Raw genomic sequence first — 20384 nt, 5'->3', positions numbered from 1 at the left:
AAGCTCGCAGGAGCGGTGCTCCCCGAGCTCGCCCTGGTGCCGGGCGAGCCCGCCGGGATCGGTCCGGAACTGTGTATCCGCCTGATCCAGCAGCCGCGCACTGATTGCCGGCTGCTGGCCTTCGCAGACCCCGCTACCCTGCACGCGGCAGCCGATGCGCTGTCGCTGCCGCTGCAGTTGCTGCCGGCCGATGCCGAAGCGCGCCTGCCGGGCGACCTGCGCCTGCACCCCCTTGCCAATGCGGTGCCCAGCCGGTTCGGCCACGCCGACCCGCGCAACGCCGCCGCCGTGATCGGGGCGCTGCAGGCCGCAGGCCAAGCGTGCCTGGACGGCCGCCTGGACGGCGTGGTGACTGGCCCGGTGCACAAGGCGGTGATCAACCAGGGCGGCATCGCCTACAGCGGCACCACCGAACTGCTGGCCGACCAGGCCGGAGTCAAGGTGGTGATGATGCTGGCCAATGCCATCGTGCGCGTTGCGCTGGCAACCACCCACCTGCCGCTGCGCGAGGTCGCCGATGCGATCACCGCCGAGGGGCTGGAGCACACCCTGCGTACCCTGCATGCCGCCCTGCGGCGTGAGTTCGGCCTCGCCCATCCGCGCATCGCGGTGCTGGGGTTGAATCCGCACGCTGGGGAAGACGGCCACCTGGGCCGCGAAGAGCTCGACCTGATCATCCCGCTGCTGCAGCGCCTGCGCGCCGAAGGGATGCAGCTGGTGGGCCCGCTGCCGGCCGACACCGCGTTCCTGCCGGCCAAGCTGGCCGGCTTCGACAGCGTGCTGGCGATGTACCACGACCAGGGCCTGCCGGTGCTGAAATATTCCGGCTTCGAACAGGCGGTGAACCTCACCCTGGGCCTGCCCTACCCGCGCGTTGCGGTCGACCATGGCACCGCGCTGGAGCTGGCCGGACGAGGCATCGCCGATCCTTCCAGCCTGCAGGCTGCCACTACCCTGTGTGCGCAACTGGCCCGGCAACGTAGACTTAGCGCATGAACCAGTATTCCCCCTCTGGCACGGCATTCACCGCCCCGGCCAAGAAGCAGTTGGGCCAGCACTTCCTGGCCGACCGCCATTACATCGACAGCATCGTGCGCGCGGTCAATCCCAAGCCCGGCGACCGCCTGGTGGAGATCGGCCCAGGCCAGGGTGCGATCACCCTGCCGCTGCTGCGCCAGCATCCCGAACTGACCGTCATCGAGTTCGACCGCGACCTGATCGCACCGCTGACTGCCGCGGCCGCGCCACTGGGCGCGCTGACCATCATCCAGAGCGACGTGCTGCGGGTGGATTTCACCGCGCTGGCGCAGGCCGAAGGTGGCAGTGGACAGATCCGGCTGGTCGGCAACCTGCCCTACAACATCTCCTCGCCGATCCTGTTCCACGCGCTGGACCATGCCGCCGTGGTGCGCGACATGCACTTCATGCTGCAGAAGGAAGTGGTCGACCGCATGGCCGCCGGCCCGGGCAGCAAGGTCTTCGGCCGCCTCAGCGTGATGCTGCAGGCGTACTGCGAAGTGACCTCGCTGTTCGTGGTGCCGCCGGGTGCGTTCCGGCCGCCACCGAAGGTCGATTCGGCCGTGGTGCGGCTGGTGCCGCGTGATCCGTCCACGGTCGGCATCCACGATCCCAAGCGCTTCGCCGACGTGGTCAAGGCCGCTTTCGGCCAGCGCCGCAAGACCCTGCGCAATGCGCTGAACAACGTGGTCAGCGCCGAACAGTTCGCCGCTGCCGGCGTGCGTCCGGATGCCCGTGCCGAACAGCTGGAGGTGGCGGAATTCGTCGCCCTGGCCAATGCAAGCTGATTACACTGCCAAGATGCACGACGACCAGTACGCCATGGACGTGGAAGTGGCTCCGCGCTTCCTCGATGACCAGTCCGCCCCCGAGGACGGACGCTTTGCCTTTGCCTACACCATCCGCATCCGCAACAGCGGCCGGGTCGCGGCACGCCTGGTGGCGCGCCACTGGCGCATCACCGACGCCGAAGGCCGCGTGGAGCATGTCGATGGCGATGGGGTGGTCGGCGAGCAGCCGCGGCTGCGTCCCGGTGAAGACTTCCGTTACACCTCCGGTGTCATGCTCGGTACGGAGCACGGCACGATGCAGGGGCACTACGACATGGTGGCCGACGACGGCACCGAGTTCGCCGCCGACATCGCGCCGTTCGTGCTGACCATTCCCCGAACCCTGCACTGACACGGAGGCCAGGCCATGAGCGTGTGGGCTATCGGCGACCTGCAGGGTTGCTATGACGTTACCCAGCGGTTGCTGGAAAAAATCCGCTTCGATCCGGCGCAGGACACCCTGTGGTTCGCCGGCGACCTGGTGAACCGCGGCGGGCAGTCGCTGGAAACGCTGCGGCTGGTGCATTCGCTGCGCGACCACAGCGTGGTGGTGCTGGGCAACCACGATCTTTCGCTGCTGGCGGTGGGTGCGCGCAGCGAAGAAGAACAGCGCAAGGTCAACCCGGACCTGCTGCGTGTGGTCACCGCCGAAGACCGCGACGTGCTGCTGGACTGGCTGCGCATGCAGAAGCTGGTGCACACCGACCGTGAGCTGGGCTGGATGATGGTGCATGCCGGCATGGCGCCCAAGTGGACCACCCAGATGGCCGAAAAGCATGCGCGCGAAGTCGAGCAGCAGCTGCACGGCAACGGGTACCGCAAGCTGCTTCGCAACATGTACGGCGACAAGCCGATCTGGGCACCGAACCTGACCGGCTACGACCGCTCGCGGGCGATCATCAACTTCTTCACCCGCATGCGTTACTGCACCACGCGGGGACGCATCGGCATCGAAGACAAAGGCACCCCGGGCACCCAGGAGCAGGGCCTGTACCCCTGGTTCGAAGTGCCGGGCCGGGTCGAGCGTGACCTCAAGGTCGTGTGTGGCCACTGGTCAGCACTTGGCCTGACCATCACCCAGGGCGTGCATGCCATCGATACCGGCGCGGTGTGGGGCGGCAAGTTGACCGCGCTGCAGCTGGATACCGACGAACTGCGCGTGGTGCAGGTACCCGGCCGCGATGTGCCGGCACCGGTGCCCGGCGCGCGACCGCCGGCACGTGCCCCGAAACCACGCCCGGAAGGCCAGCAGACCGCGCAGCCCAAGCCACAGCAGCACGCGCAGGCGCAGCCCGGCGGGCAGCCTGCAGGCGGCGAAACGCGTACCCGTGGACCCCGCCGTCGGCGCGGTCGTGGCCGCGGCAACGGCGGTGGGGGTGCAGGCAGTCCGCCCACGGCGGACTGACCGCTGTACCCGCCCTCAGCGGCGGGTGTAGTGCACGAAGCGGAACGCGAACGGATGCCGCGCATCGGCCGCATGCGGCTGGCTGTCCACCTGCTGCCACAAGGCTTCATCGACGACTGGGAAGTGGGTATCCGCCGGTACCTCGGTGTCCACCCAGGTCAGATACAGGTCGCTGGCATGCGCCATCATCAGACGGTAGATCTCGCCGCCGCCGATCACGCACAGTTCGTCGGCGGCTTCGGCGTGGCAGATCGCCAACGCCTGTTCACGCGATGCCACCGCGCGCATGCCGTCGAACGGCACCTGGCCACTGCGGGTCAGCACCAGGTTGGTCCGCCCGGGCAGCGCGCGGCCCAGCGATTGCGCCGTCTTGCGGCCCATCAGCACCGGCTTGCCCAGCGTCAGCGCCTTGAAATGCTTCAGGTCGTCGGGCAGGTGCCAGGGCAGCTGGTTGCCGTGGCCGATACCGCGATTGCGGTCCAGCGCGGCGATCATCGAAAGGCGCGGGGAACTCACACCGCCACCGGGGCCTTGATCGCCGGGTGCGGATCGTAACCGTCGATGCGGATGTCCTCGAAGCGGAAGCCGAACAGGTCGGTGACCTCCGGGTTCAACCACAGCGTCGGCAGCGCGCGGGGTTCGCGCGCGAGCTGCTCGCGGGCCTGCTCGAAATGGTTCGAGTACAGGTGGGCATCGCCCAGCGTATGCACGAAATCGCCCACGCCCAGGCCCGTGGCCTGCGCCACCATGTGGGTCAGCAGCGCATAGCTGGCGATGTTGAACGGCACCCCGAGGAAGATGTCCCCACTGCGCTGGTACAACTGGCAGCTGAGCTTGCCGTCCACCACGTAGAACTGGAACAGGCTGTGGCACGGCATCAACGCCATCTGCGGCAGCTCGCCCACATTCCAGGCACTGATCACCAGCCGGCGCGAATCCGGATTGCGCTTGATCTCGTCCACCAGCCACTGCATCTGGTCGATCTGCCGGCCATCGGCAGCCGCCCAGCTGCGCCACTGCTTGCCATAGACCGGCCCCAGGTCGCCGTTCTCGTCGGCCCACTCGTCCCAGATCCGCACCTGGTTGTCTTTCAGGTAGGCGATGTTGGTATCGCCCTGCAGGAACCACAGCAGCTCGTGGATGATCGAGCGCAGGTGCAGCTTCTTGGTGGTGACCAGCGGGAAGCCATCGGCCAGGTCGTAGCGCATCTGCCAGCCGAACACGCTGCGCGTACCGGTGCCGGTACGGTCGCTCTTCTCCGCACCGTGCTCCAGCACGTGCCGCAGCAGGTCCAGGTAGGGCTTCATGGCTTGGCTCCAGCAGCGGCGACGGGCAGCACGGGCTGCAGCACCGGCGCGCGATGGGACAGCCACAGCAGCACCAGGCCCAGGGCCACAAGCGGCAGGCTCAGGATCTGGCCACGGGTCAGCCAGTCGAAGGCCACGTAGACGCCGTTGTCCGGCATCCGCACGAATTCCACCGCGAAGCGGAACAGGCCGTACATCAGCGCGAACAGGCCCGATACCAGGTAACGGTTGCGCGGTTTGGCCGACACCGCCCACAGCACCGCGAACATCACCAGGCCTTCCAGGAAGGCTTCATACAGCTGCGAAGGATGGCGGGCGTACTGGTTCAGCGCGCCAGCGGCGAACTCCGCCTTCAACGCGGCGGTATCGAGTTGCGCCAGCGGCGCCGGCAGCCCCGACGGGAACACCACGCCCCAGCTGCCGTCTGTGAACTTGCCCCACAGCTCATCGCCGATGAAATTGCCCACGCGCCCGAAGCCCAAGCCCAGCGGCACCAGCGGCGCGACGAAATCCATGGTGTCGAAGAAGTGCAGGCGGTGCCGGCGCGACCACCACCAGCTGGCCCCCAGCACGCCCAGCAGGCCGCCGTGGAAGCTCATGCCGCCGTCCCACACCTTGAACAGCAGCAGCGGGTTGGAAAGGAAATCGCCCAGTGCGTAGAACAGCATGTAGCCCACGCGACCGCCGACCACCACGCCGAGCATCGCGTAGAACAGCAGGTCGGAGAAACCATCGGCGTTGACGCCCGGCAGGCGCCCGGCGGCAATGCGGCGCTTGCCCAGCCACCAGGCCGAAGCGAAGCCAAGCAGGTACATGATGCCGTACCAGTGCACCTGGATCGGCCCCAGCGAGATGGCGATGGGATCGATATCGTGGAAATAGATCATGGGCGGTGCCTTGCAGGAATCGGGTTATTTTAGCGCCGCCGGCGGGCCTCAACCCAGAATCTGCGGCCAATCGGGCAATGCGTCCTGGTCTGACCGCGCGCCCGGCGGAAAGTGCCCGGCCAGCAGCGCCGATACGTCATTGATCGCCAGCACCAAGGCAGCCGCGGGATCGCGTCCACGCAATCCCTCGCGGAGCGTTGCGCAGATCCGCTGCCAGTCGGCTTCGGCGACCCGCCCGTGCAGGCCGCGGTCGGCGACGATTTCGATGGCATGGTCGGCCAGCAGCAGGTAGATCAGCACGCCGTTGTTGTGTTCGGTATCCCACGTGCGCAGCTGCGCGAAGGCACGCTCGGCGGCCTGGCGCGCGCTCACCCCGCGCCACAGCGCATCCAGCGGCAGGTCGGCTTCCACCGCGAACATGACCTGCCCGCCATGGTGTTGTTCGCCCGCGGCAATGGCCTGGGTGATCGCCTGCAGGGTGCTGGCCGGGAAGGTCCGCCGTACCGACGGGGACACGATATGCCGCAGTGCGCGTCCGATCATCACCAGCCTCCCGATGCGCCGCCGCCGCCGGAGCGGCCACCGCCACCGCCCCAGCCACCGCCGCCGCCGAATCCACCGCCGCCCCCGAAGCCGCCTCCTCCGCCCCAGCTGCCGCCGCCCCACCCGCCGCCGCCGGCGAACCGGCCCGGGTGCCCGGAGGTCACCGCCATCAGCAGGCCGACGATGCCGGCAATACCGCTGGCCAGCAGCAGTGAAGTAAACAGGAAGGCCACGACGGCCGCGCCGCCTGCGGCGATCAGCCCGCGCACCGGCCGCGGCAGGCGGCCGAGCACCGCGCGCAGGATCGACCCGACGAAGAAACCGATCACTACCGCCACTACCCAACCGTCGCCGCCGCCGTCGCCCTGCGGTGCGCGATGCGCGCTGACCGGTGCCGGCAGCGGCTCGCCATCGATCAGCTTGACCAGTACACCGGTGGCCTCGGTGATACCACCGGCATAGTCGCCAGCGCGGAACGAGGGCACCAGGTATTCCTGGATCACGCGGTTGGCGACCGCATCCGGGATCGCGCCTTCCAGGCCATAGCCCGGTTCGATGCGGACCCGTCGATCGTCCTTGGCGACCACCAGCAGCACCCCGTCATCCACGCCCTTGCGACCGACCTGCCACTGCTCGAATACCCGGGTGGTGTACTGCGCGATGTCTTCCGGCTGCGTGCTGGGCACGATCAGAACCTGCAGCTGGCTGCCCTTGCGCTGCTGAAGGTCGATCGCCTGCTGCTGCAGTTGGCGGGTCTGCGCGGCATCCAGGGTGCCGGTGGTATCGACCACCGGAGAATCCAGCTTCGGGATCGTGGCCAGGTCCTGCGCCTGCACGCTGCCCAGCGGCAGGCACAGCAACAGCAACCAGCCAAGCAGGCGCAGGTGCATCGATCAGCCGCCCGGCTGCGGGGCCGGCGCCTGCTGCGGTGCAGGCTGCGGGGCCGGCGCACCGGTGTTGAACTTCACTTCCGGCGCGTTGGAAATCTGCGCTTCGTTTTCCACGGTGAAGTTCGGCTTGACCTGATAGCCGAAGATCTTCGCGGTCACCACCTGCGGGAACGAGCGGATGTAGGTGTTGTAGTCCTGCACCTGCTGGATGTAGCGGCCGCGGGCCACGGTGATGCGGTTTTCGGTTCCTTCCAGCTGGGCCTGCAGGTCGCGGAAATTGGCATCGGACTTGAGCACCGGATAATTCTCGGTGACCACCAGCAGTCGCGACAGCGCACTGCCGAGCTCGCCCTGGGCCTGCTGGAACTGGCGCAGCGAGGCTTCGTCATCGGCGTTGACGTTGATCTGGCCGACCCGCGAACGGGCCTCGGTGACTTCGGTCAGCACCTGGCGTTCCTGGGTGGCGAAGCCCTGCACGGTGTTGACCAGGTTGGGCACCAGGTCGGCGCGGCGCTTGTACTGGTTGAGCACTTCGGCCCAGCTGGCCTTGACCGATTCGTCCTTCTGCTGGATGGCGTTGTAGCCGCAGCCGGACAACAGGGAAGCCAGCAGGAGCAAGGGGATGAGGCGGGTCAGCAGGCGCATGGCCGGGCTCCACGGGGGTGTTGGAAGCCGGAGCATCGCATGTTCCAGGTGAATGGGTTGCTGCGGGGTGCGTCGAACGGGTGGAACCCCCTCGCGGCTGGCTGGCGTGCAACAGCAGGCTGCGTGCTCGGCGCCGTGCGGTGGGGCTGGGCGGGGGACGGCAAGAACTGCGTCCATGCGGGCCTCGTTTCGCGCCATCCATGGCGCTCAACGCCCCCGCCCAGCCCCACCGCCCGGCGCCCTGACAGGTCCGGGGGCCGCCAGCCGCGTAAAAAAAAATGAAAAGCGGTAGCGCCGAGCCATGCTCGGCGAGCGCAGCGGGCCGTTGGCGGGAAGATTCCGCCGACCATGGGTCGGCGCTACCAGGCCCGCATGTCCGGGCCACCATAGACCTGTCGAAGGTGGGGCGGGGTGGGTTGGCGGGGGCGTTGAGCGCCATGGATGGCGCGAAACGAGGCCCGCAGGAGCGGCCTTTGCCGTCCCCCGCCAACCCACCCCCGCCCCGCCAACAAGCGATCCCGCTTTTGACGTTGACGTTGACGTTGCTTCAAAAAGCGGGCAGCCGGGCCGCAGGCCCGGCAACCACACCTGATCACCAGTTGCCGGCACCCGGCACGTGATGGGCCACCGCACGGCGCCGCATCAGCAGGTTCAACCACTCCACCAGCACCGAGAACCCCATCGCCGCATAGATGTACGGCTTGGGCACGTGCACGTCCAGGCCATCCAGGATCAGGACCGCGCCGATCAGAAGGATGAAGGCCAGCGCCAGCATCTTCACCGTCGGGTTGGCGTCGATGAAGCGGCCCAGCGGGTTGGCCGCCAGCAGCATCACCGCCACCGACAGCAGGATCGCCGCCACCATCACCGGCACGTGGTCGGCAATGCCGACGGCGGTGATGACCGAGTCCAGCGAGAACACGATGTCGATGATCGCGATCTGCAGGATCACCATCCCGAACACCGCCGAGGCCTTGGTGGTGGTCGGATCTTCGTCCTCGCCGCCGGTGATCAGCTCGCGGATTTCCATGCCGCCCTTGATGATCAGGAACAGCCCGCCCAGGATCAGCACCAGGTCACGGATGGAAATGCCCATGCCGGCCACGGTGAACAGGTTGGCCTGCATGTGCGCCAGGTAAGCCAGCGACACCAGCAGCAGGATGCGGGTGATGCAGGCCACCGCGATGCCCAGCTTGCGCGCGAACGGACGGCGTGCTTCGGGCAGCTTGCTGACCGCGATGGAAATGAACACCAGGTTGTCAATGCCGAGCACGATTTCCAGCGCACTCAGCGTAAGCAGGGTCAACCAGACGTTCGGATCTGAAAGGAGTTCAACAAAAGGCATGGGAAGGTCTTCGAAGTAAGTCGGGAGAGGGTGTCAGAACAAGCGCGGGACCAGGATCAGCCCCCAGCACAGCAGCACATTCATCATCAGCACGAATACCGCGGCCGAGCCCATGTCCTTGGCACGACCGGCCAGTTCGTGGATCTCCGGACCGTAGCGCTCGATCACCGCCTCGATGGCCGAATTCAACAGCTCGGTGGCCAGTACCAGCAGCATCGAGCCGATCATCAGGATGCGTTCGATCGCACTGTCACCCAGCCACAGCGCTACCGGGGTGAACAGCAGCAGCAGCCAGGCTTCCAGCCGGAACGAGGATTCGTGCAGCCAGGCCGCGCGCAGCCCCTGCCACGACCAGCGCGCGGCCTGCAGGATGCGACGCGGTCCGCGCGGCATGTGGCCGAACTGGTCAGCCATGGGAGCGTGCTCCGGCGGGATCGCAGGCGATCAGGTCGCAACGAAGCAACCGCAGGGACAGGAAGCGGACGGTCATGTAAGGCCAGGGTGGGCAGCAGGCGCCTATTTTGCCATAAGGCCCTGCCTGCCATCCCGCCGCGGCCGGCAGCGGCGCTCCCGCCCCGTTATCATCGAACGCTGCACCTTGTCGGAGTTTTTGATGAACCTGCCACGCCGCCCGCTGCTGCTCGCCCTCGCCCTCGGCCTGTCCACCGCCGGCTTCGCCCACGCGCTGTCGCCGCCGCGGCCCGCGCAGGTACCCGAAGAAGTGTCCAACGTGGCCTGGGCCGGTGACATGGCTGCCTTCGCCAAGGCCGACCAGGCCAGCCCGCCGCCGCGCGAGGGCATCGAATTCGTCGGCAGTTCCTCTATCCGCATGTGGGACAGCCTGGCCGCCGATTTCCCGGGCAAGCCGGTGTTCAACCGCGGATTCGGCGGCTCGGAAGTGCGCGACAGCACCTGGTACGCCGACCGCATCGTAGTGCCCTACGCCCCCTGCAAGGTGTTCCTGTACGCCGGCGACAACGACCTCAACAGTGGCCGCACGCCGGCCCAGGTCCGCGACGACGTGGTCGCCTTCGTAGCCCGCGTGCACCGCGACCTGCCGTCGACGACGGTGGAGTACATTTCGATCAAGCCGAGCCCGTCGCGTGCACACCTGCTGCCGGGCATCATCGAAGCCAACACGATGATCCGCAGCGCGCTGGCCGCCCTGCCCAGGACTGGCTACACCGACATCTACACGCCGATGCTGGGCCGCGACGGACAACCCGATCCATCGCTGTTCCGCGAGGACATGCTGCACATGACGCCGGCCGGGTATGCGATCTGGAAGAAGGCGCTGGCGCCCAAGGTCAGCTGCGATTGAACCGCCCGCCGCGGTAGCGACGGCCGCTGGCCGTCATGCTTTCCGCGTCCGCTTCGCTCGCCGAGCATGGCTCGGCGCTACCTGCATCCGGGTTCAGCGGAAGATGACGGTGGCCTCGGTGCCCTTGCCCGGCTGGCTGGTCAGGGTGACCTTCCAGCCGAAGCGGTCGCACAGACGGCGCACGATCGACAGGCCCAGCCCGGTGCCCTGCGGGCGGTCCGGCTCGGCACGGTAGAACGGCTCGAAGGCCTTTTCCAGCGCGTCGGGTGACATGCCGATGCCGGTATCGTGCACGCGCACCCGGTCGTGTTCGACGAACACGTCCACGCGACCCTCGTCGGTGTAGTTGCAGGCGTTGCGCACCAGGTTGCTGATCACCACCTGCAGCACCCGCGGCGGTCCGTGCAGCTCGACCACGCCACTGGCGTGCAGCTCCACGTGCACCGGCCGATCGGCCATCAGTTCGGTGGCGGTGTCCACCTCGTGGCGCACCACCTCCACCACGTCGAACATCTCCATCTGCGGCTCGACATCGGCTTCGCGCGCCAGGATCAGGAAGGCATCGATCACCGCCTCCATCTCGCGGCCGGCGCGCTGGATGCGCTGCAGGCTGCGCTGCTGGCGCGGCGACGCGGTCTCGTCGGCCAGCGCCATGTCACTGGCAACCCGGATCACGGTGAGCGGAGTACGCAGCTCATGGCTGGCATCGCGGGTGAAGTTGCGCTCGCGGGCGACATTCTCGGTGACCCGGTTGGCCAGCGAATGCAAGGCGGCGGCCAGCTGCCGGGTCTCCCCCTGCATGTCGGCGGGCAGCTTCTGCGGATCCAGGTCGCTGGCCTGCGGCTTGGCCGGATCCCAGCGCGATACCCGGCGCGCCAGCCAGTTGACCGGCGATACCAGCCGTTTGGAAGCGCGGTAAGTGACCCAGCTGGCGCCGTACACCGCCAGCAGGGTCAACAGCACCGGCACGATGCCGAACCAGAACGCCAGCAACTCCGCGCGTGAGCGCAGGAACACCAGGTACAGCCGTCCCTCCGGACGCACGTCCACCCAGACCAGCTGGTCGTCGCGGCGCAGTTCATGGAAACCGGCCGGAAGTTCGCGCAGGTTGGCCGGCAGCGAAAGACTGGAGCGCCCGGTTTCCACCAGGTAGCCGCGGATGTTCTGGGTATTGGGCGGCGGCTGGGTCGGCGAGGCCTCATGCAGCGTCCAGAAATACGCCGCTTCCTCGCGCAGTGCAGCGCTGACCAGGCTGTGCTTGATCACCAGCGACACCAGCCACGCACCAAGCAGAATGCCGAGGCTGGCCAGCATGGCCTGCAGGATGAAAGCGATACGTATCTTGCGCGGCAGGCCGTGCGGCATCAGGCGGAGTCACTACAGAAGATGGCCGCGCCGAGTATAGGCAGCGGGTGCGTCAGCCCCCCGTGCAGGGGCCGTTGGCGGCCTGCACAGGGATCATGACGGCGATGTCAGCCCATCGGCTGGGCGATATCGGCGATGCGGTAACCCGCACTCTGCACGGTATGCAGCAGCGGGCGGTCGAACGGCTTGTCGATGATCTTGCGCAGGTTGTACAGATGGCTGCGCAGGGTGTCCGAATCCGGCAGCCCGTTGCCCCAGATCTCGCGTTCGATTTCCTGCCGGGTGACCACGCGCGGCGATTCGCGCATCAGGATGGTCAGCAGGCGCAGGCCGATCGGCGAAAGCTGCAGTTCAGTGCCGGCGCGGGTGGCGCGCATGCTCACCGGATCCAGCACCAGGTCGGCGACCTTCAGCACTTCCGAACCCACCTGCCGGCGCTCACGACGGATCAGGGCACGCAGGCGTGCTTCCAGTTCCTGGATGGCGAACGGCTTGGTCAGGTAGTCATCGGCGCCAAAGCCCAGGCCGGTGAGCTTGTCATCCAGCGTATCGCGGGCGGTCAGCATCAGCACCGGCGTTGACTTGCGGGCGTCATTGCGCAGGCGGCGGCAGACTTCGATGCCGTCCAGGCGCGGCAGCATCAGGTCCAGCACGACCACGTCGTAGCTGTTTTCGGCCGCCAGACGATAACCGTCCAAGCCGTCCTGGGCGTAGTCGACCTCGAAACCACGACCTTCCAGATACTCACCGATCATCTCGGAGATATTGCGGTTGTCCTCGACGACCAGAACAAGGCCGGAGGTTTCCTTCGTCTGACGCATGGTCTTCCCTCTAACTTCAGCTTTGTGAAACATGCCGGATCGACGGTGCACGCGGCGTGAAGTGGATCCACACGCTCACTGAACGCTTCAGAGCAGCGGCTGCAGCAGCGGCCAGACGTTGGAAAGCACCTTCGGCTGGGCGCTGGCGGTGGGGTGCAGGCCGTCGGACTGCATCATTCCCGGCTGCAGCGCGACGCCCTCCAGCAGGAACGGCAGCAGGGGCACCTTGTACTGGTCGGCCAGCGCGCGATACACCGCGGCCAGGCGCTGCCGGTACGCCGGACCATAGTTCGGCGGCACATCAATGCCGAGCATCAGCACCTTGGCGCCGCCCTGCTGGCTGGCCACGATCATCTTCTCCAGGTTGGCGCGGATCTGGGCGGGGGTCAGCCCGCGCAGCGCATCGTTGCCGCCCAGCGCGATGACCACCACGCCGGGCTTCTCCCGCGCCAGCAGTCCCGGCAGGCGGGTCGCCGCCCCGGCGGTGGTTTCTCCGCTCATGCTGGCATTGACCACCCGAGCCGGCGAGCCCGAACGGGTGCTGAGCCGCTTGCCCAGCAGGTCCACCCAGCCGGTGCCGGCCGGGATATTGTGGGCGGCGCTGAGGCTGTCGCCGAGCACCAGCACAGTGGTTGCTTGACCTTTGGCACACGCCAGCACCGGCAACAGCAGCAACCATGCCAGCAGCATTCCCATCCGGCCGATGTTCCGGCCTTGTCCTGTAACGCGCATTGGAGTCTCCTCATCGACAGCCTGTCCCCCCGCAGCGCGCCCGTCGCCATCGCCGTCGACCAGGTCGGCAAATCCGTGCATGGCCCGGAGGGTGAAGTCCACATACTGGACAACATCAGCATGACGGTACATGAAGGCACCTCGGTTGCCATCGTCGGCGCCTCCGGTTCGGGCAAGACCACCCTGCTCGGCCTGCTGGCCGGGCTGGACCTGCCCAGCCGCGGCAGCATCACCTTGGCCGGCAGCGTGCTCGGCAGCCTGGACGAAGAAGCCCGGGCCCAGCTGCGCGCGCGCGAGGTCGGCTTCGTGTTCCAGAGCTTCCACCTGCTGCCGGCGCTGACCGCGGCGGAGAACATCGCCCTGCCGCTGGAACTGGCCGGGCGCGAGGATCCTGCCCGGGTCGAACAGGTGCTGGAAGCGGTGGGCCTGGCGCGCCGCGCGCGGCACTACCCGCGCCAGCTGTCCGGTGGCGAACAACAGCGCGTGGCGCTGGCACGCGCCTTCGTGGCGCGCCCGCGCATCCTGTTCGCCGATGAACCAACCGGCTCGCTGGACCAGGCCACCGGCCAGCACATCAGCGACCTGCTGTTCGCCTTGAATGCCGACAGCGCCACCACCCTGGTGCTGGTCACCCACGACCTGCGCCTGGCGCAGCGCTGCCAGTTCATCCATCGCATCGACAACGGTCGCCTGCAGCAGGTCACGCACGGGGCGGACGCATGAACCTGCTGCGCCACGCGCTGCGTTCGCTGCGCCGCGAAGCGCTGGCCGGCGACCTGCTGACGGTGTTTGCCGCCCTGGTGCTGGGCGTGGCGGTGATGACCGCGGTCGGCACGCTGGTGGACCGGGTCAACCTGGCGCTGGCCAACAGCACCGCGGAGATGCTGGGCGGTGACCTCGGCATCAGCGGGCGCGCCGAAGCGCCGGCCGAACTGGTCGGCGAAGGCACCCGGCGCGGACTGCAGAGCACCCGCATTGCCGCCTTCGGCAGCGTGCTGTTCCATGGCGAAGCCAGCCAGATGGCCACCATCAAGGCGGTGGAAGCCGGTTACCCGCTGCGCGGCCAACTGCGTGTGCGGACCGGCGCCGATGCCGTGTTGAACGAAGCCGCCGCTGCACCAGCACGCGGGGAAGCCTTTGCTGACCCACGCCTGCTGCAGGCCCTGGACCTGCGCATCGGCGATGCACTGGAGTTCGGCGCAGGCACGCTGCGGGTAGCTGGCAGCATCGAATCCGAACCGGATACGTCCAGCGAACTGCTCACCCTGTCGCCCACCCTGCTGGTCAACCGCGCCGACGTGGAGGGCACCGGCCTGCTCGATCCGGGCAGCCGCATCAGCTACCGCACGATGTTCGTCGGCGAGCCGGAGGCCATCGCCCAGTTCCGCCAGTGGCTGCAACCGCGCGTGCAGGGACTGCGCCTGCTCGGCGTGGGCGATACCCAGCGCGGGGTACGTGAGTCGTTCCAGCTGGCCGGGCGTTTCCTCGGCTTGAGTGCCTTGCTGGCGGTGCTGTTGTCCGGCGTCGCCACCGCGCTGGCGGCCAACCGTTTCGCGCTGAGCCGCATCGACCAGGTTGCCGTATTGCGCTGCCTGGGGGCGCGTCAGCGCGACATCCTTGGCAGCCTGGCGCTGCAGCTGTTGTTGATGGCGATCCCGGCCTGTGTGGTCGGTGTGCTGGTCGGCATGGCGGCGCAGGAAGGACTGGTGCAGATCCTCGGCGGGCTGGTGCCGCAGCGGCTGCCGTTGCCGCAGGCCATGCCGGCGTTGACCGGTGCGGGCATCGGCCTGCTGTTGCTGCTTGGCTTCGGCCTGCCGCCGCTGCTGCGGCTGCGCAACGTGCCGCCGATGCGCGTGCTCAACCGCAGTTTCGCCACCCTGCCACCGGCCTCGCTGCTGGTGTATGCCGGCGCCCTGCTGGCCAGCCTGGCGCTGACCGTGCAGGTCACCGGCGACCTCAAGCTGGCGCTGTGGGTGCTCGGCGGACTGGCCGCGCTGGCGCTGCTGGCCGCCGGTGGGGGCTTTGCCCTGCTGATGCTGGTGCGCGGCCTGCAGCATCGCCTGCACGGCAACTGGCGGCTCGGCCTGGCCGCGTTGACCCGCCGCCGCGCGCTGGCGGTGATGCAGCTGGTCGGGCTGTCGTTGTCGCTGTGTTCGCTGTTGATGCTGGCCGTGGTCGGTCCGGGCCTGCTGCAGCAGTGGCGCGACCGCCTGCCGGCGGATACACCGAACTATTTCCTGATGAACATCCAGCCGGACCAGCGCCAGATCGTGCTGGATGCGCTGACCGCGCAGGGTGCGGTGGATGCCAGCGTGGAACCGTTCGCCACCGGTCGCCTGCTGGCATTGAACGGTGACGCACCGCGTCGGCGTGGGGATGACCAGGACGCGGCGCAGGACAACGGCACGCAGCCAGCAGGCGCTGCGGACAACGACCGCGACCGGCCGCTGAACTTCAGCTGGCGCACCACCTTCCCGCCGGCCAACCAGCTGCTGGAGGGCCGTTTCTGGGCCGCCGACAGCACCGCCGCCGAGGCTTCTGTGGAAGAAGGCTGGGCCAGCCGCTACGGCGCCAAGCTGGGTGACCGGGTGACACTGCAGGTCGGCGAACAGCAGCGTGACTACACCATCACCAGCATCCGCAAGGCCGAGTGGAACAGCTTCCGGGTCAACTTCTTCGTGCTGGTCAACGCCAATGCGGTCGGCGATGCCCCGCACAACCTGATCTCGGCCTTCCATCTGCCGCGCGCCAAGGCGGCCGGACTGGGCCAGCTGGTACGCGAGCAGCCGAACCTGTCGCTGCTGGATATCGATGGACTGATCAGCGAGGTGCGGCAGGTGATGGACCGGGTCGCGCAGGCGATCCAGGTGGTGATGGGTTTCAGCCTGCTGGCCGGCGTGCTGGTGCTGCTGGCGGCGCTGCAGTCGACCGCTGGCGAGCGGCGCTACGACAGCGCGGTGCTGCGCACGCTGGGGGCCACGCGGCGCCAGCTGCGCGGTGCGGTGCTGGTGGAGTTCGGTGCGCTGGGACTGCTGGCGGCGATCCTGGCGGTGGGTGCGGCGGCGATCATCGGGGTGGTGGTGTCGCGGCAGGTGTTCGAACTGGCGCTGTTGCCGCCGTGGCCGGGGTTGCTGGCCGGTGGTGCGTGCGGGGTGGCGCTGAGTGTGTTCGCCGGATGGTGGGGCACGCGGCGGATCCTGCATACGCCGCCGGCGCTGGCGTTGCGCGAGGCATAGCCTGCAGGTGGGAGGGGCGCTCGGCTACGTGCCGACGCCGGGTGGGTAGGCCATGCAGGACACGCCGTAAACCCGTCCATGGGGGCTCGCTGTTCGCATCCATGCGAACAGACGGTCCTGCATGGCCCACCCACCCGACGCCCTGACAGGTTCCGGGGCCGCGGCTCGCGTAGACGGAACCCGGTAGCGCCGACCCATGGTCGGCGGGATATGTCCGGCCCATGGAAAATACACTGCGGCGGACAGCGGGCATTACCGACGCGGAAGCCGGGTCTTGGCCGATAACCCTCGGAACCAGACGCGATTAGCGTGGAGACTCCTTCAAGGAGACTGCCCCGATGCGCGCCCCCGTACTGCTGCTCTCACTTGCCCTGTTGTCCCCCGCCCTCGCCCACGGGCAGGCGTTCGTCCATCCCGGCATCCTGCTCGACGCGCCCGCGCTGCAGGCAACGCGGGACGCGCTGCGGGCCGGCGATCCACTCAAGACCACCGCCATGGCCGCCATGCGCCAGAGCCCCTTGGCGTCGCTGGAGCATGTCGCCACCCCGTTCGCGCGTGTGGAATGTGGTTCCTTCGACAAACCCAGCATCGGCTGCAAGCCCGAACGCGACGATGCCCAGGCCGCGTATACGCATGCGCTGCTGTGGGCTTACCTGGGCGAGGAGGCGCATGCACCAAGGCCGTGGAGATCATGGACGCCTGGGCCACCACGCTGACCGGTGGCCACGCCAACAGCAACGCGCCGCTGCAGGCGTCCTGGACTGCGCAATTGTGGACGCGTGCGGCCGAACTCATCCGGCACACCAGCACGGCGTGGCCGGAAGCGGATGCCCGACGCTTCGGCGAATGGCTGATCGCGCAGTATCTGCCGGACATCGACCGCATGGGACCCTGCCCCGGAGGGAACTGGCACGCCAGCGGCGTCGAGGCGCGCATGAACATGGCCATCTACACCGATCGTCGCGACCTCTACAACAGTGCGGTGGAGGATTGGAGTACCCGCTTGCCTACCTATGTCTACATGCCGGTCGATGGTGCCTCCCCGCTGCCGCGCCCCATCTGTGCGACGCCCATCGAAACCCTATGGTTCGGCCAGACCGTCATGGCGGCCGGACTGGCGGAAGAAACCTGCCGCGACCTGGAGCATACGGCCTATGGTCTGGCCGCCTATCTAAACGCAGCCGAAACCAACCGCCTGCAGGGTGGCAGCCTGTACCAGGCGCAGGGCGAACGACTGGTCGCTGCGATGGAGTTCCACACCGACATGCTGGCGCGCCCCGTTGTTCCTGCATGGTTGTGCAAGGGCAAACTGGTTTCAGATGCGCGGCACGCTGGAGATAGGCTACGCGCACTTCGGGGGCCGCCTGCGCCAGGCACTCCCGCACACTGCGGCGTGGCTGGCTGGGCATCGTCCCAGCCAAGGTGATTTCCATTTCCTTTGGGAGACCCTGACCCACGGCTCCGCGCTCGAGGAATAAGCACTGTTGACCTTTCGCGCACGCCGCAGGCGCATAATCCGCCGACCCCACCGGCGTGATCGACATGGCCCAGTACCTCTATCCCGTGCTGCTGCTCCTGGGCAGCAACATCTTCATGACCTTCGCCTGGTATGGACACCTGAAATTCAAGAGCGCACCGTTGATGACGGTGATCCTGATCAGCTGGGGAATCGCGTTCTTCGAGTACTGCCTGCAGGTGCCGGGCAACCGGCTCGGCAGTGCGGTGTATTCGGCACCGCAGCTCAAGGGCATGCAGGAAGTCATCACCCTGGTGGTGTTCGCGTTGTTCTCCGCGTTCTACCTCGACCAGCCGCTGAAGTGGAACCACTACGCGGCATTCGCGCTGATCGTGGTCGCCGCCCTGCTGATGTTCAAGGAGTGACCCCGCACGCCTCAGGCGTGCAGGGCGAGCGGAGCCGATTCTGCCGCGCCTTCGGCGCTTTCCAGCCGTGCGATGCGCCGGGCGGTCGCGCTGCCCAGCGATGACAGCGACGCGAGGCTTGCCGCCAGTCCGCTGCCCTGCTCCACCGCGTGCAGCTGCACCGCGCACATGCGCCAGCGCTGCCCGCCCAGGCTGCCGGCCAGGCGCCGCCACAGGCGCTCGCCGACACTGGCATCGTCGTCGGCAACCGAACGTACCGCCAGCCCGGCCACAAGCCGGTCCCAGGCGAGGAAATCGCTGTCCGGCAGCAGGTACAGCCGCCAGCAGCAGCGGCCGCGTGCATCGGTGAAGCACAGGCTCTCCCGTACACCTTCGCTGTCCAGACCTTGGCAGGCGTGGGCGGCAACGGCTTCCTGCCAACCGGCCAACTCGTTGCGGTCGGCCCGGTACAGGCACAGCACGGCGCCGAGGGCGGCCAGCTGACGGGCGGTAGGCCGGCTGATGGACTGCGATGACGGAAGGCCGCGCGGCATCGTCGCGCGTACTGCGGACAAGGCTCTGCTCATGGGATCACCGTGTTGTGCACCTGGCCGTGCAGAAAGGGATCCCCCGGGGCCGCCACCAGCGCCACGAAGGCGTTGGCCGGAAGACCGAGGGGGAGAGAGACAGAAGGGACGACCGCCCGTGGTGACCGCATCGCGCCACGGCGCGGCGCTGCCTCCGGAGAGAGGCGGCCGACCCGTTTACTTGGTCAGGATCAGCTTGTCGTTGCTGGTGTGGCGCAGCCGATAGAAGCGGTCACCATGTTGGATGAGGATCTCGCGACGCCCTTTCAGCAGGGCCCCGCTGTCGATCACTTCCTCGGCGGGCACGGCACGGACCGGGCGCTCACGGAGGGTCAGGGTTTCGGGACGAAGCAGCACTGCTTGAGCATTCATCGTCTGGACTCGGTGCGAGGGACGACTCAAATGATAACGATTCTCAGTTCGCAATCAACACCCATTCTCAAATTGATTGATGGGATTGATGATTGAACTCAGAATTTCAATAGCCTTGAACTATCAATGGTAGCTCCGAGCCACGCTCGGCGGATCCCCGGAAGCCCCGCCGAGCGTGGCTCGGCGCTACCGCCGTCAGGCGAACACCGCTTCCACCCGGCCCCACACACCGTCTTCCAGCGTCCCCACCAGATCAAGCGCCTGCAGGTTCTGCAGCAGCTGCTCGACCCGGCTGGCGCCCAGGATCACGCTGGAAACGTTCGGATTGCGCAGGCACCAGGCGATGGCCAGGGTGGCCGGGGCGACGCCCAGCTCGGACGCCAGTGCGGTGTAGTGTCGTACCTGTTGCAGGCGCGCGGCGCCGTCGGCACCCAGCACGATGTCCTGCAGCCAGGCCATGTCATCCAGCCCCAACCGCGAACCGGCCGGGAAGCCGTCGTTGTACTTGCCGGTCAGCAGGCCCGACGCCAGCGGCGAGAAGGTGGTGGTGCCCAGCCCGGCCTCGGCGTACAGGGGGGCGTACTCGCGCTCGACCCGGTCGCGGTGCAGCAGGTTGTACTGCGGCTGCTCCATCGTGGGGCCCTGCAGGTTGTGCTGGCGGGCGATGTCCAGCGCTTCCTGGATCTGCGTCGCTGACCATTCCGAGGTGCCCCAGTACAGCACCTTGCCCTGCCGGACCAAGGTGTCCATCGCATGCACGGTTTCTGCGATCGGGGTATCCGGGTCGGGACGGTGGCAGTAATACAGGTCCAGATAATCCACCCGCAGCCGCTTCAGCGCCGCATCGCAGGCATCGGTCACATGCTTGCGCGACAGCCCGCGCTGGGTCGGTGCCGGGTCCAGCGCACTGCCGAAGAACACCTTGCTGGACACGCAGAAGCCATCGCGCGGCAGCCGCAGGTCAGCGATCACATCGCCCATCACCTGCTCGGCGCGGCCATTTGCATAACCCTCGGCGTTGTCGAAGAAGTTGATGCCGTTGTCCCAGGCCGCCGCGACCAGGTTGCGCGCCTGGTCCCGGGCCACCTGGCTGCCAAAGGTGACCCAGGCGCCGAAGGACAGCGCGGAAAGCTTCAACCCGGAGGTTCCAAGGCGGCGGTAGAGCATGCACAACTCCTGCTGCAGGCCCGCAGATCGGGCCGGAAGGGGGTTCATTCTAAC

Annotated in this window: 24 protein-coding genes; 10 read left to right on the top strand and 14 right to left on the bottom strand. The window is 67.7% G+C overall.

The window, feature by feature from the left end; translation table 11 throughout:
• Positions 1-15: 15 nt before the first annotated feature.
• From pdxA to SOM47_RS10025, 4 genes are read left to right on the top strand one after another with little or no spacing between them, the layout of a single operon-like run.
• Entirely contained in the window at positions 16-996 is a 981-nt protein-coding gene (gene pdxA / locus SOM47_RS10040) for a 4-hydroxythreonine-4-phosphate dehydrogenase PdxA (protein WP_042614782.1), read from the top strand.
• A complete protein-coding gene (gene rsmA / locus SOM47_RS10035) occupies positions 993-1805 on the top strand; it encodes a 16S rRNA (adenine(1518)-N(6)/adenine(1519)-N(6))-dimethyltransferase RsmA (protein WP_042614781.1) in 813 nt (270 codons plus the stop codon). Before pdxA ends, rsmA begins: the two co-directional genes overlap by 4 nt.
• Positions 1806-1818: 13 nt before the next feature.
• Positions 1819-2199: a Co2+/Mg2+ efflux facilitator ApaG/CorD gene (gene apaG / locus SOM47_RS10030; protein WP_042614797.1), complete on the top strand. Its 381-nt coding sequence runs from the start codon at positions 1819-1821 to the stop codon at positions 2197-2199.
• A gap of 15 nt (positions 2200-2214) precedes the next feature.
• Positions 2215-3252, top strand: a complete 1038-nt coding sequence (locus tag SOM47_RS10025) for a symmetrical bis(5'-nucleosyl)-tetraphosphatase (protein WP_320505465.1) — start codon at positions 2215-2217, stop codon at positions 3250-3252.
• Positions 3253-3267: 15 nt separating this feature from the next.
• On the opposite strand, the gene SOM47_RS10020 is transcribed toward SOM47_RS10025, so the two are convergent.
• From SOM47_RS10020 to SOM47_RS09985, 8 genes are all read right to left on the bottom strand, one after another.
• Complete coding sequence (locus tag SOM47_RS10020; RefSeq protein WP_320505480.1) at positions 3268-3747, bottom strand: dihydrofolate reductase; 480 nt, start codon at positions 3745-3747, stop codon at positions 3268-3270.
• A 17-nt stretch (positions 3748-3764) separates the two neighbouring features.
• Entirely contained in the window at positions 3765-4559 is a 795-nt protein-coding gene (locus SOM47_RS10015; protein ID WP_320505464.1) for a thymidylate synthase, read from the bottom strand.
• Entirely contained in the window at positions 4556-5446 is an 891-nt protein-coding gene (gene lgt, locus SOM47_RS10010; protein ID WP_042614777.1) for a prolipoprotein diacylglyceryl transferase, read from the bottom strand. The genes SOM47_RS10015 and lgt overlap by 4 nt, the downstream gene beginning before the upstream one ends.
• A gap of 48 nt (positions 5447-5494) precedes the next feature.
• Positions 5495-5989, bottom strand: coding sequence for a TPM domain-containing protein (locus SOM47_RS10005; protein ID WP_042614776.1), 495 nt, complete (start codon positions 5987-5989; stop codon positions 5495-5497).
• A complete protein-coding gene (locus SOM47_RS10000; RefSeq protein ID WP_320505463.1) occupies positions 5989-6879 on the bottom strand; it encodes a TPM domain-containing protein in 891 nt (296 codons plus the stop codon). The genes SOM47_RS10005 and SOM47_RS10000 overlap by 1 nt, the downstream gene beginning before the upstream one ends.
• A 3-nt stretch (positions 6880-6882) precedes the next feature.
• Positions 6883-7524 (bottom strand): LemA family protein, encoded by a 642-nt coding sequence (locus SOM47_RS09995; protein ID WP_042614774.1) that lies wholly within the window; start codon positions 7522-7524, stop codon positions 6883-6885.
• 592 nt (positions 7525-8116) lie between these two features.
• Positions 8117-8869, bottom strand: coding sequence for a TerC family protein (locus SOM47_RS09990; RefSeq protein WP_042613703.1), 753 nt, complete (start codon positions 8867-8869; stop codon positions 8117-8119).
• 33 nt (positions 8870-8902) lie between these two features.
• Positions 8903-9283 carry a diacylglycerol kinase gene (locus SOM47_RS09985; protein ID WP_042613702.1) on the bottom strand — a complete coding sequence of 127 codons (381 nt, stop codon included), beginning with the start codon at positions 9281-9283 and terminating at the stop codon, positions 8903-8905.
• Positions 9284-9482: 199 nt separating this feature from the next.
• On the opposite strand from SOM47_RS09985, the gene SOM47_RS09980 reads away from it, so the two are divergent.
• Positions 9483-10190 carry an SGNH/GDSL hydrolase family protein gene (locus SOM47_RS09980; RefSeq protein ID WP_042613701.1) on the top strand — a complete coding sequence of 236 codons (708 nt, stop codon included), beginning with the start codon at positions 9483-9485 and terminating at the stop codon, positions 10188-10190.
• Positions 10191-10283: 93 nt separating this feature from the next.
• On the opposite strand, the gene SOM47_RS09975 is transcribed toward SOM47_RS09980, so the two are convergent.
• From SOM47_RS09975 to SOM47_RS09965, 3 genes are all read right to left on the bottom strand, one after another.
• Positions 10284-11555 (bottom strand): sensor histidine kinase, encoded by a 1272-nt coding sequence (locus SOM47_RS09975; RefSeq protein ID WP_042613700.1) that lies wholly within the window; start codon positions 11553-11555, stop codon positions 10284-10286.
• A 107-nt stretch (positions 11556-11662) separates the two neighbouring features.
• The gene (locus SOM47_RS09970; protein WP_042613699.1) at positions 11663-12376 is read right to left on the bottom strand and encodes a response regulator transcription factor; all 714 of its coding nucleotides are present in this window, start codon (positions 12374-12376) and stop codon (positions 11663-11665) included.
• Positions 12377-12463: 87 nt separating this feature from the next.
• Complete coding sequence (locus SOM47_RS09965) at positions 12464-13108, bottom strand: arylesterase (protein ID WP_042613698.1); 645 nt, start codon at positions 13106-13108, stop codon at positions 12464-12466.
• A gap of 75 nt (positions 13109-13183) precedes the next feature.
• Between SOM47_RS09965 and SOM47_RS09960 the strand changes: the two genes are divergently transcribed.
• The 5 genes from SOM47_RS09960 to SOM47_RS09940 all read left to right on the top strand — a co-directional run bounded on the left by SOM47_RS09960 (position 13184) and on the right by SOM47_RS09940 (position 18225).
• Positions 13184-13831 (top strand): ABC transporter ATP-binding protein, encoded by a 648-nt coding sequence (locus SOM47_RS09960; RefSeq protein WP_320505479.1) that lies wholly within the window; start codon positions 13184-13186, stop codon positions 13829-13831.
• Positions 13828-16344: an ABC transporter permease gene (locus SOM47_RS09955; protein ID WP_320505462.1), complete on the top strand. Its 2517-nt coding sequence runs from the start codon at positions 13828-13830 to the stop codon at positions 16342-16344. The genes SOM47_RS09960 and SOM47_RS09955 overlap by 4 nt, the downstream gene beginning before the upstream one ends.
• A 338-nt stretch (positions 16345-16682) precedes the next feature.
• Positions 16683-17060: a hypothetical protein gene (locus SOM47_RS09950; protein ID WP_052811941.1), complete on the top strand. Its 378-nt coding sequence runs from the start codon at positions 16683-16685 to the stop codon at positions 17058-17060.
• Positions 17036-17770, top strand: coding sequence for an alginate lyase family protein (locus SOM47_RS09945; protein WP_052811940.1), 735 nt, complete (start codon positions 17036-17038; stop codon positions 17768-17770). The genes SOM47_RS09950 and SOM47_RS09945 overlap by 25 nt, the downstream gene beginning before the upstream one ends.
• A gap of 116 nt (positions 17771-17886) precedes the next feature.
• Positions 17887-18225 (top strand): DMT family protein, encoded by a 339-nt coding sequence (locus SOM47_RS09940; protein ID WP_042613704.1) that lies wholly within the window; start codon positions 17887-17889, stop codon positions 18223-18225.
• Positions 18226-18236: 11 nt separating this feature from the next.
• On the opposite strand, the gene SOM47_RS09935 is transcribed toward SOM47_RS09940, so the two are convergent.
• The 3 genes from SOM47_RS09935 to SOM47_RS09925 form a co-directional block, all read right to left on the bottom strand.
• Positions 18237-18791, bottom strand: coding sequence for a hypothetical protein (locus SOM47_RS09935; RefSeq protein ID WP_042613696.1), 555 nt, complete (start codon positions 18789-18791; stop codon positions 18237-18239).
• A 177-nt stretch (positions 18792-18968) separates the two neighbouring features.
• On the bottom strand, positions 18969-19163 hold the full coding sequence (hemP, locus tag SOM47_RS09930; RefSeq protein ID WP_042613695.1) for a hemin uptake protein HemP: 195 nt from the start codon (positions 19161-19163) through the stop codon (positions 18969-18971).
• A 195-nt stretch (positions 19164-19358) separates the two neighbouring features.
• The gene (locus SOM47_RS09925) at positions 19359-20330 is read right to left on the bottom strand and encodes a potassium channel beta subunit family protein (RefSeq protein ID WP_042613694.1); all 972 of its coding nucleotides are present in this window, start codon (positions 20328-20330) and stop codon (positions 19359-19361) included.
• Positions 20331-20384: the final 54 nt, after the last annotated feature.

Origin of the sequence: Stenotrophomonas sp. CFBP8980, assembly GCF_034046095.1 — a bacterium.
Taxonomy (GTDB): Bacteria; Pseudomonadota; Gammaproteobacteria; order Xanthomonadales; family Xanthomonadaceae; genus Stenotrophomonas; species Stenotrophomonas lacuserhaii.
The sequence above is the reverse complement of the archived record's forward strand: the minus strand, read 5'-3'. Positions and strand labels throughout refer to the sequence as shown.

Bases quoted from the DNA above. Each gene is read 5' to 3' on its own strand.
- SOM47_RS09950 (WP_052811941.1), top strand. From the start codon at position 16,683: ATGCGCGCCCCCGTACTGCTGCTCTCACTTGCCCTGTTGTCCCCCGCC.
- SOM47_RS09975 (WP_042613700.1), bottom strand. From the start codon at position 11,555: ATGCCGCACGGCCTGCCGCGCAAGATACGTATCGCTTTCATCCTGCAG.
- SOM47_RS10020 (WP_320505480.1), bottom strand. From the start codon at position 3,747: ATGATCGCCGCGCTGGACCGCAATCGCGGTATCGGCCACGGCAACCAG.
- SOM47_RS09985 (WP_042613702.1), bottom strand. From the start codon at position 9,283: ATGGCTGACCAGTTCGGCCACATGCCGCGCGGACCGCGTCGCATCCTG.
- SOM47_RS09955 (WP_320505462.1), top strand. From the start codon at position 13,828: ATGAACCTGCTGCGCCACGCGCTGCGTTCGCTGCGCCGCGAAGCGCTG.
- SOM47_RS09945 (WP_052811940.1), top strand. From the start codon at position 17,036: ATGGACGCCTGGGCCACCACGCTGACCGGTGGCCACGCCAACAGCAAC.
- lgt (WP_042614777.1), bottom strand. From the start codon at position 5,446: ATGATCTATTTCCACGATATCGATCCCATCGCCATCTCGCTGGGGCCG.
- SOM47_RS09990 (WP_042613703.1), bottom strand. From the start codon at position 8,869: ATGCCTTTTGTTGAACTCCTTTCAGATCCGAACGTCTGGTTGACCCTG.
- SOM47_RS09925 (WP_042613694.1), bottom strand. From the start codon at position 20,330: ATGCTCTACCGCCGCCTTGGAACCTCCGGGTTGAAGCTTTCCGCGCTG.
- SOM47_RS09935 (WP_042613696.1), bottom strand. From the start codon at position 18,791: ATGAGCAGAGCCTTGTCCGCAGTACGCGCGACGATGCCGCGCGGCCTT.
- SOM47_RS09970 (WP_042613699.1), bottom strand. From the start codon at position 12,376: ATGCGTCAGACGAAGGAAACCTCCGGCCTTGTTCTGGTCGTCGAGGAC.
- SOM47_RS10000 (WP_320505463.1), bottom strand. From the start codon at position 6,879: ATGCACCTGCGCCTGCTTGGCTGGTTGCTGTTGCTGTGCCTGCCGCTG.
- SOM47_RS09980 (WP_042613701.1), top strand. From the start codon at position 9,483: ATGAACCTGCCACGCCGCCCGCTGCTGCTCGCCCTCGCCCTCGGCCTG.
- SOM47_RS09940 (WP_042613704.1), top strand. From the start codon at position 17,887: ATGGCCCAGTACCTCTATCCCGTGCTGCTGCTCCTGGGCAGCAACATC.
- SOM47_RS09965 (WP_042613698.1), bottom strand. From the start codon at position 13,108: ATGCGCGTTACAGGACAAGGCCGGAACATCGGCCGGATGGGAATGCTG.
- SOM47_RS10005 (WP_042614776.1), bottom strand. From the start codon at position 5,989: ATGATCGGACGCGCACTGCGGCATATCGTGTCCCCGTCGGTACGGCGG.
- rsmA (WP_042614781.1), top strand. From the start codon at position 993: ATGAACCAGTATTCCCCCTCTGGCACGGCATTCACCGCCCCGGCCAAG.
- hemP (WP_042613695.1), bottom strand. From the start codon at position 19,163: ATGAATGCTCAAGCAGTGCTGCTTCGTCCCGAAACCCTGACCCTCCGT.
- SOM47_RS10025 (WP_320505465.1), top strand. From the start codon at position 2,215: ATGAGCGTGTGGGCTATCGGCGACCTGCAGGGTTGCTATGACGTTACC.
- SOM47_RS09995 (WP_042614774.1), bottom strand. From the start codon at position 7,524: ATGCGCCTGCTGACCCGCCTCATCCCCTTGCTCCTGCTGGCTTCCCTG.
- SOM47_RS10015 (WP_320505464.1), bottom strand. From the start codon at position 4,559: ATGAAGCCCTACCTGGACCTGCTGCGGCACGTGCTGGAGCACGGTGCG.
- apaG (WP_042614797.1), top strand. From the start codon at position 1,819: ATGCACGACGACCAGTACGCCATGGACGTGGAAGTGGCTCCGCGCTTC.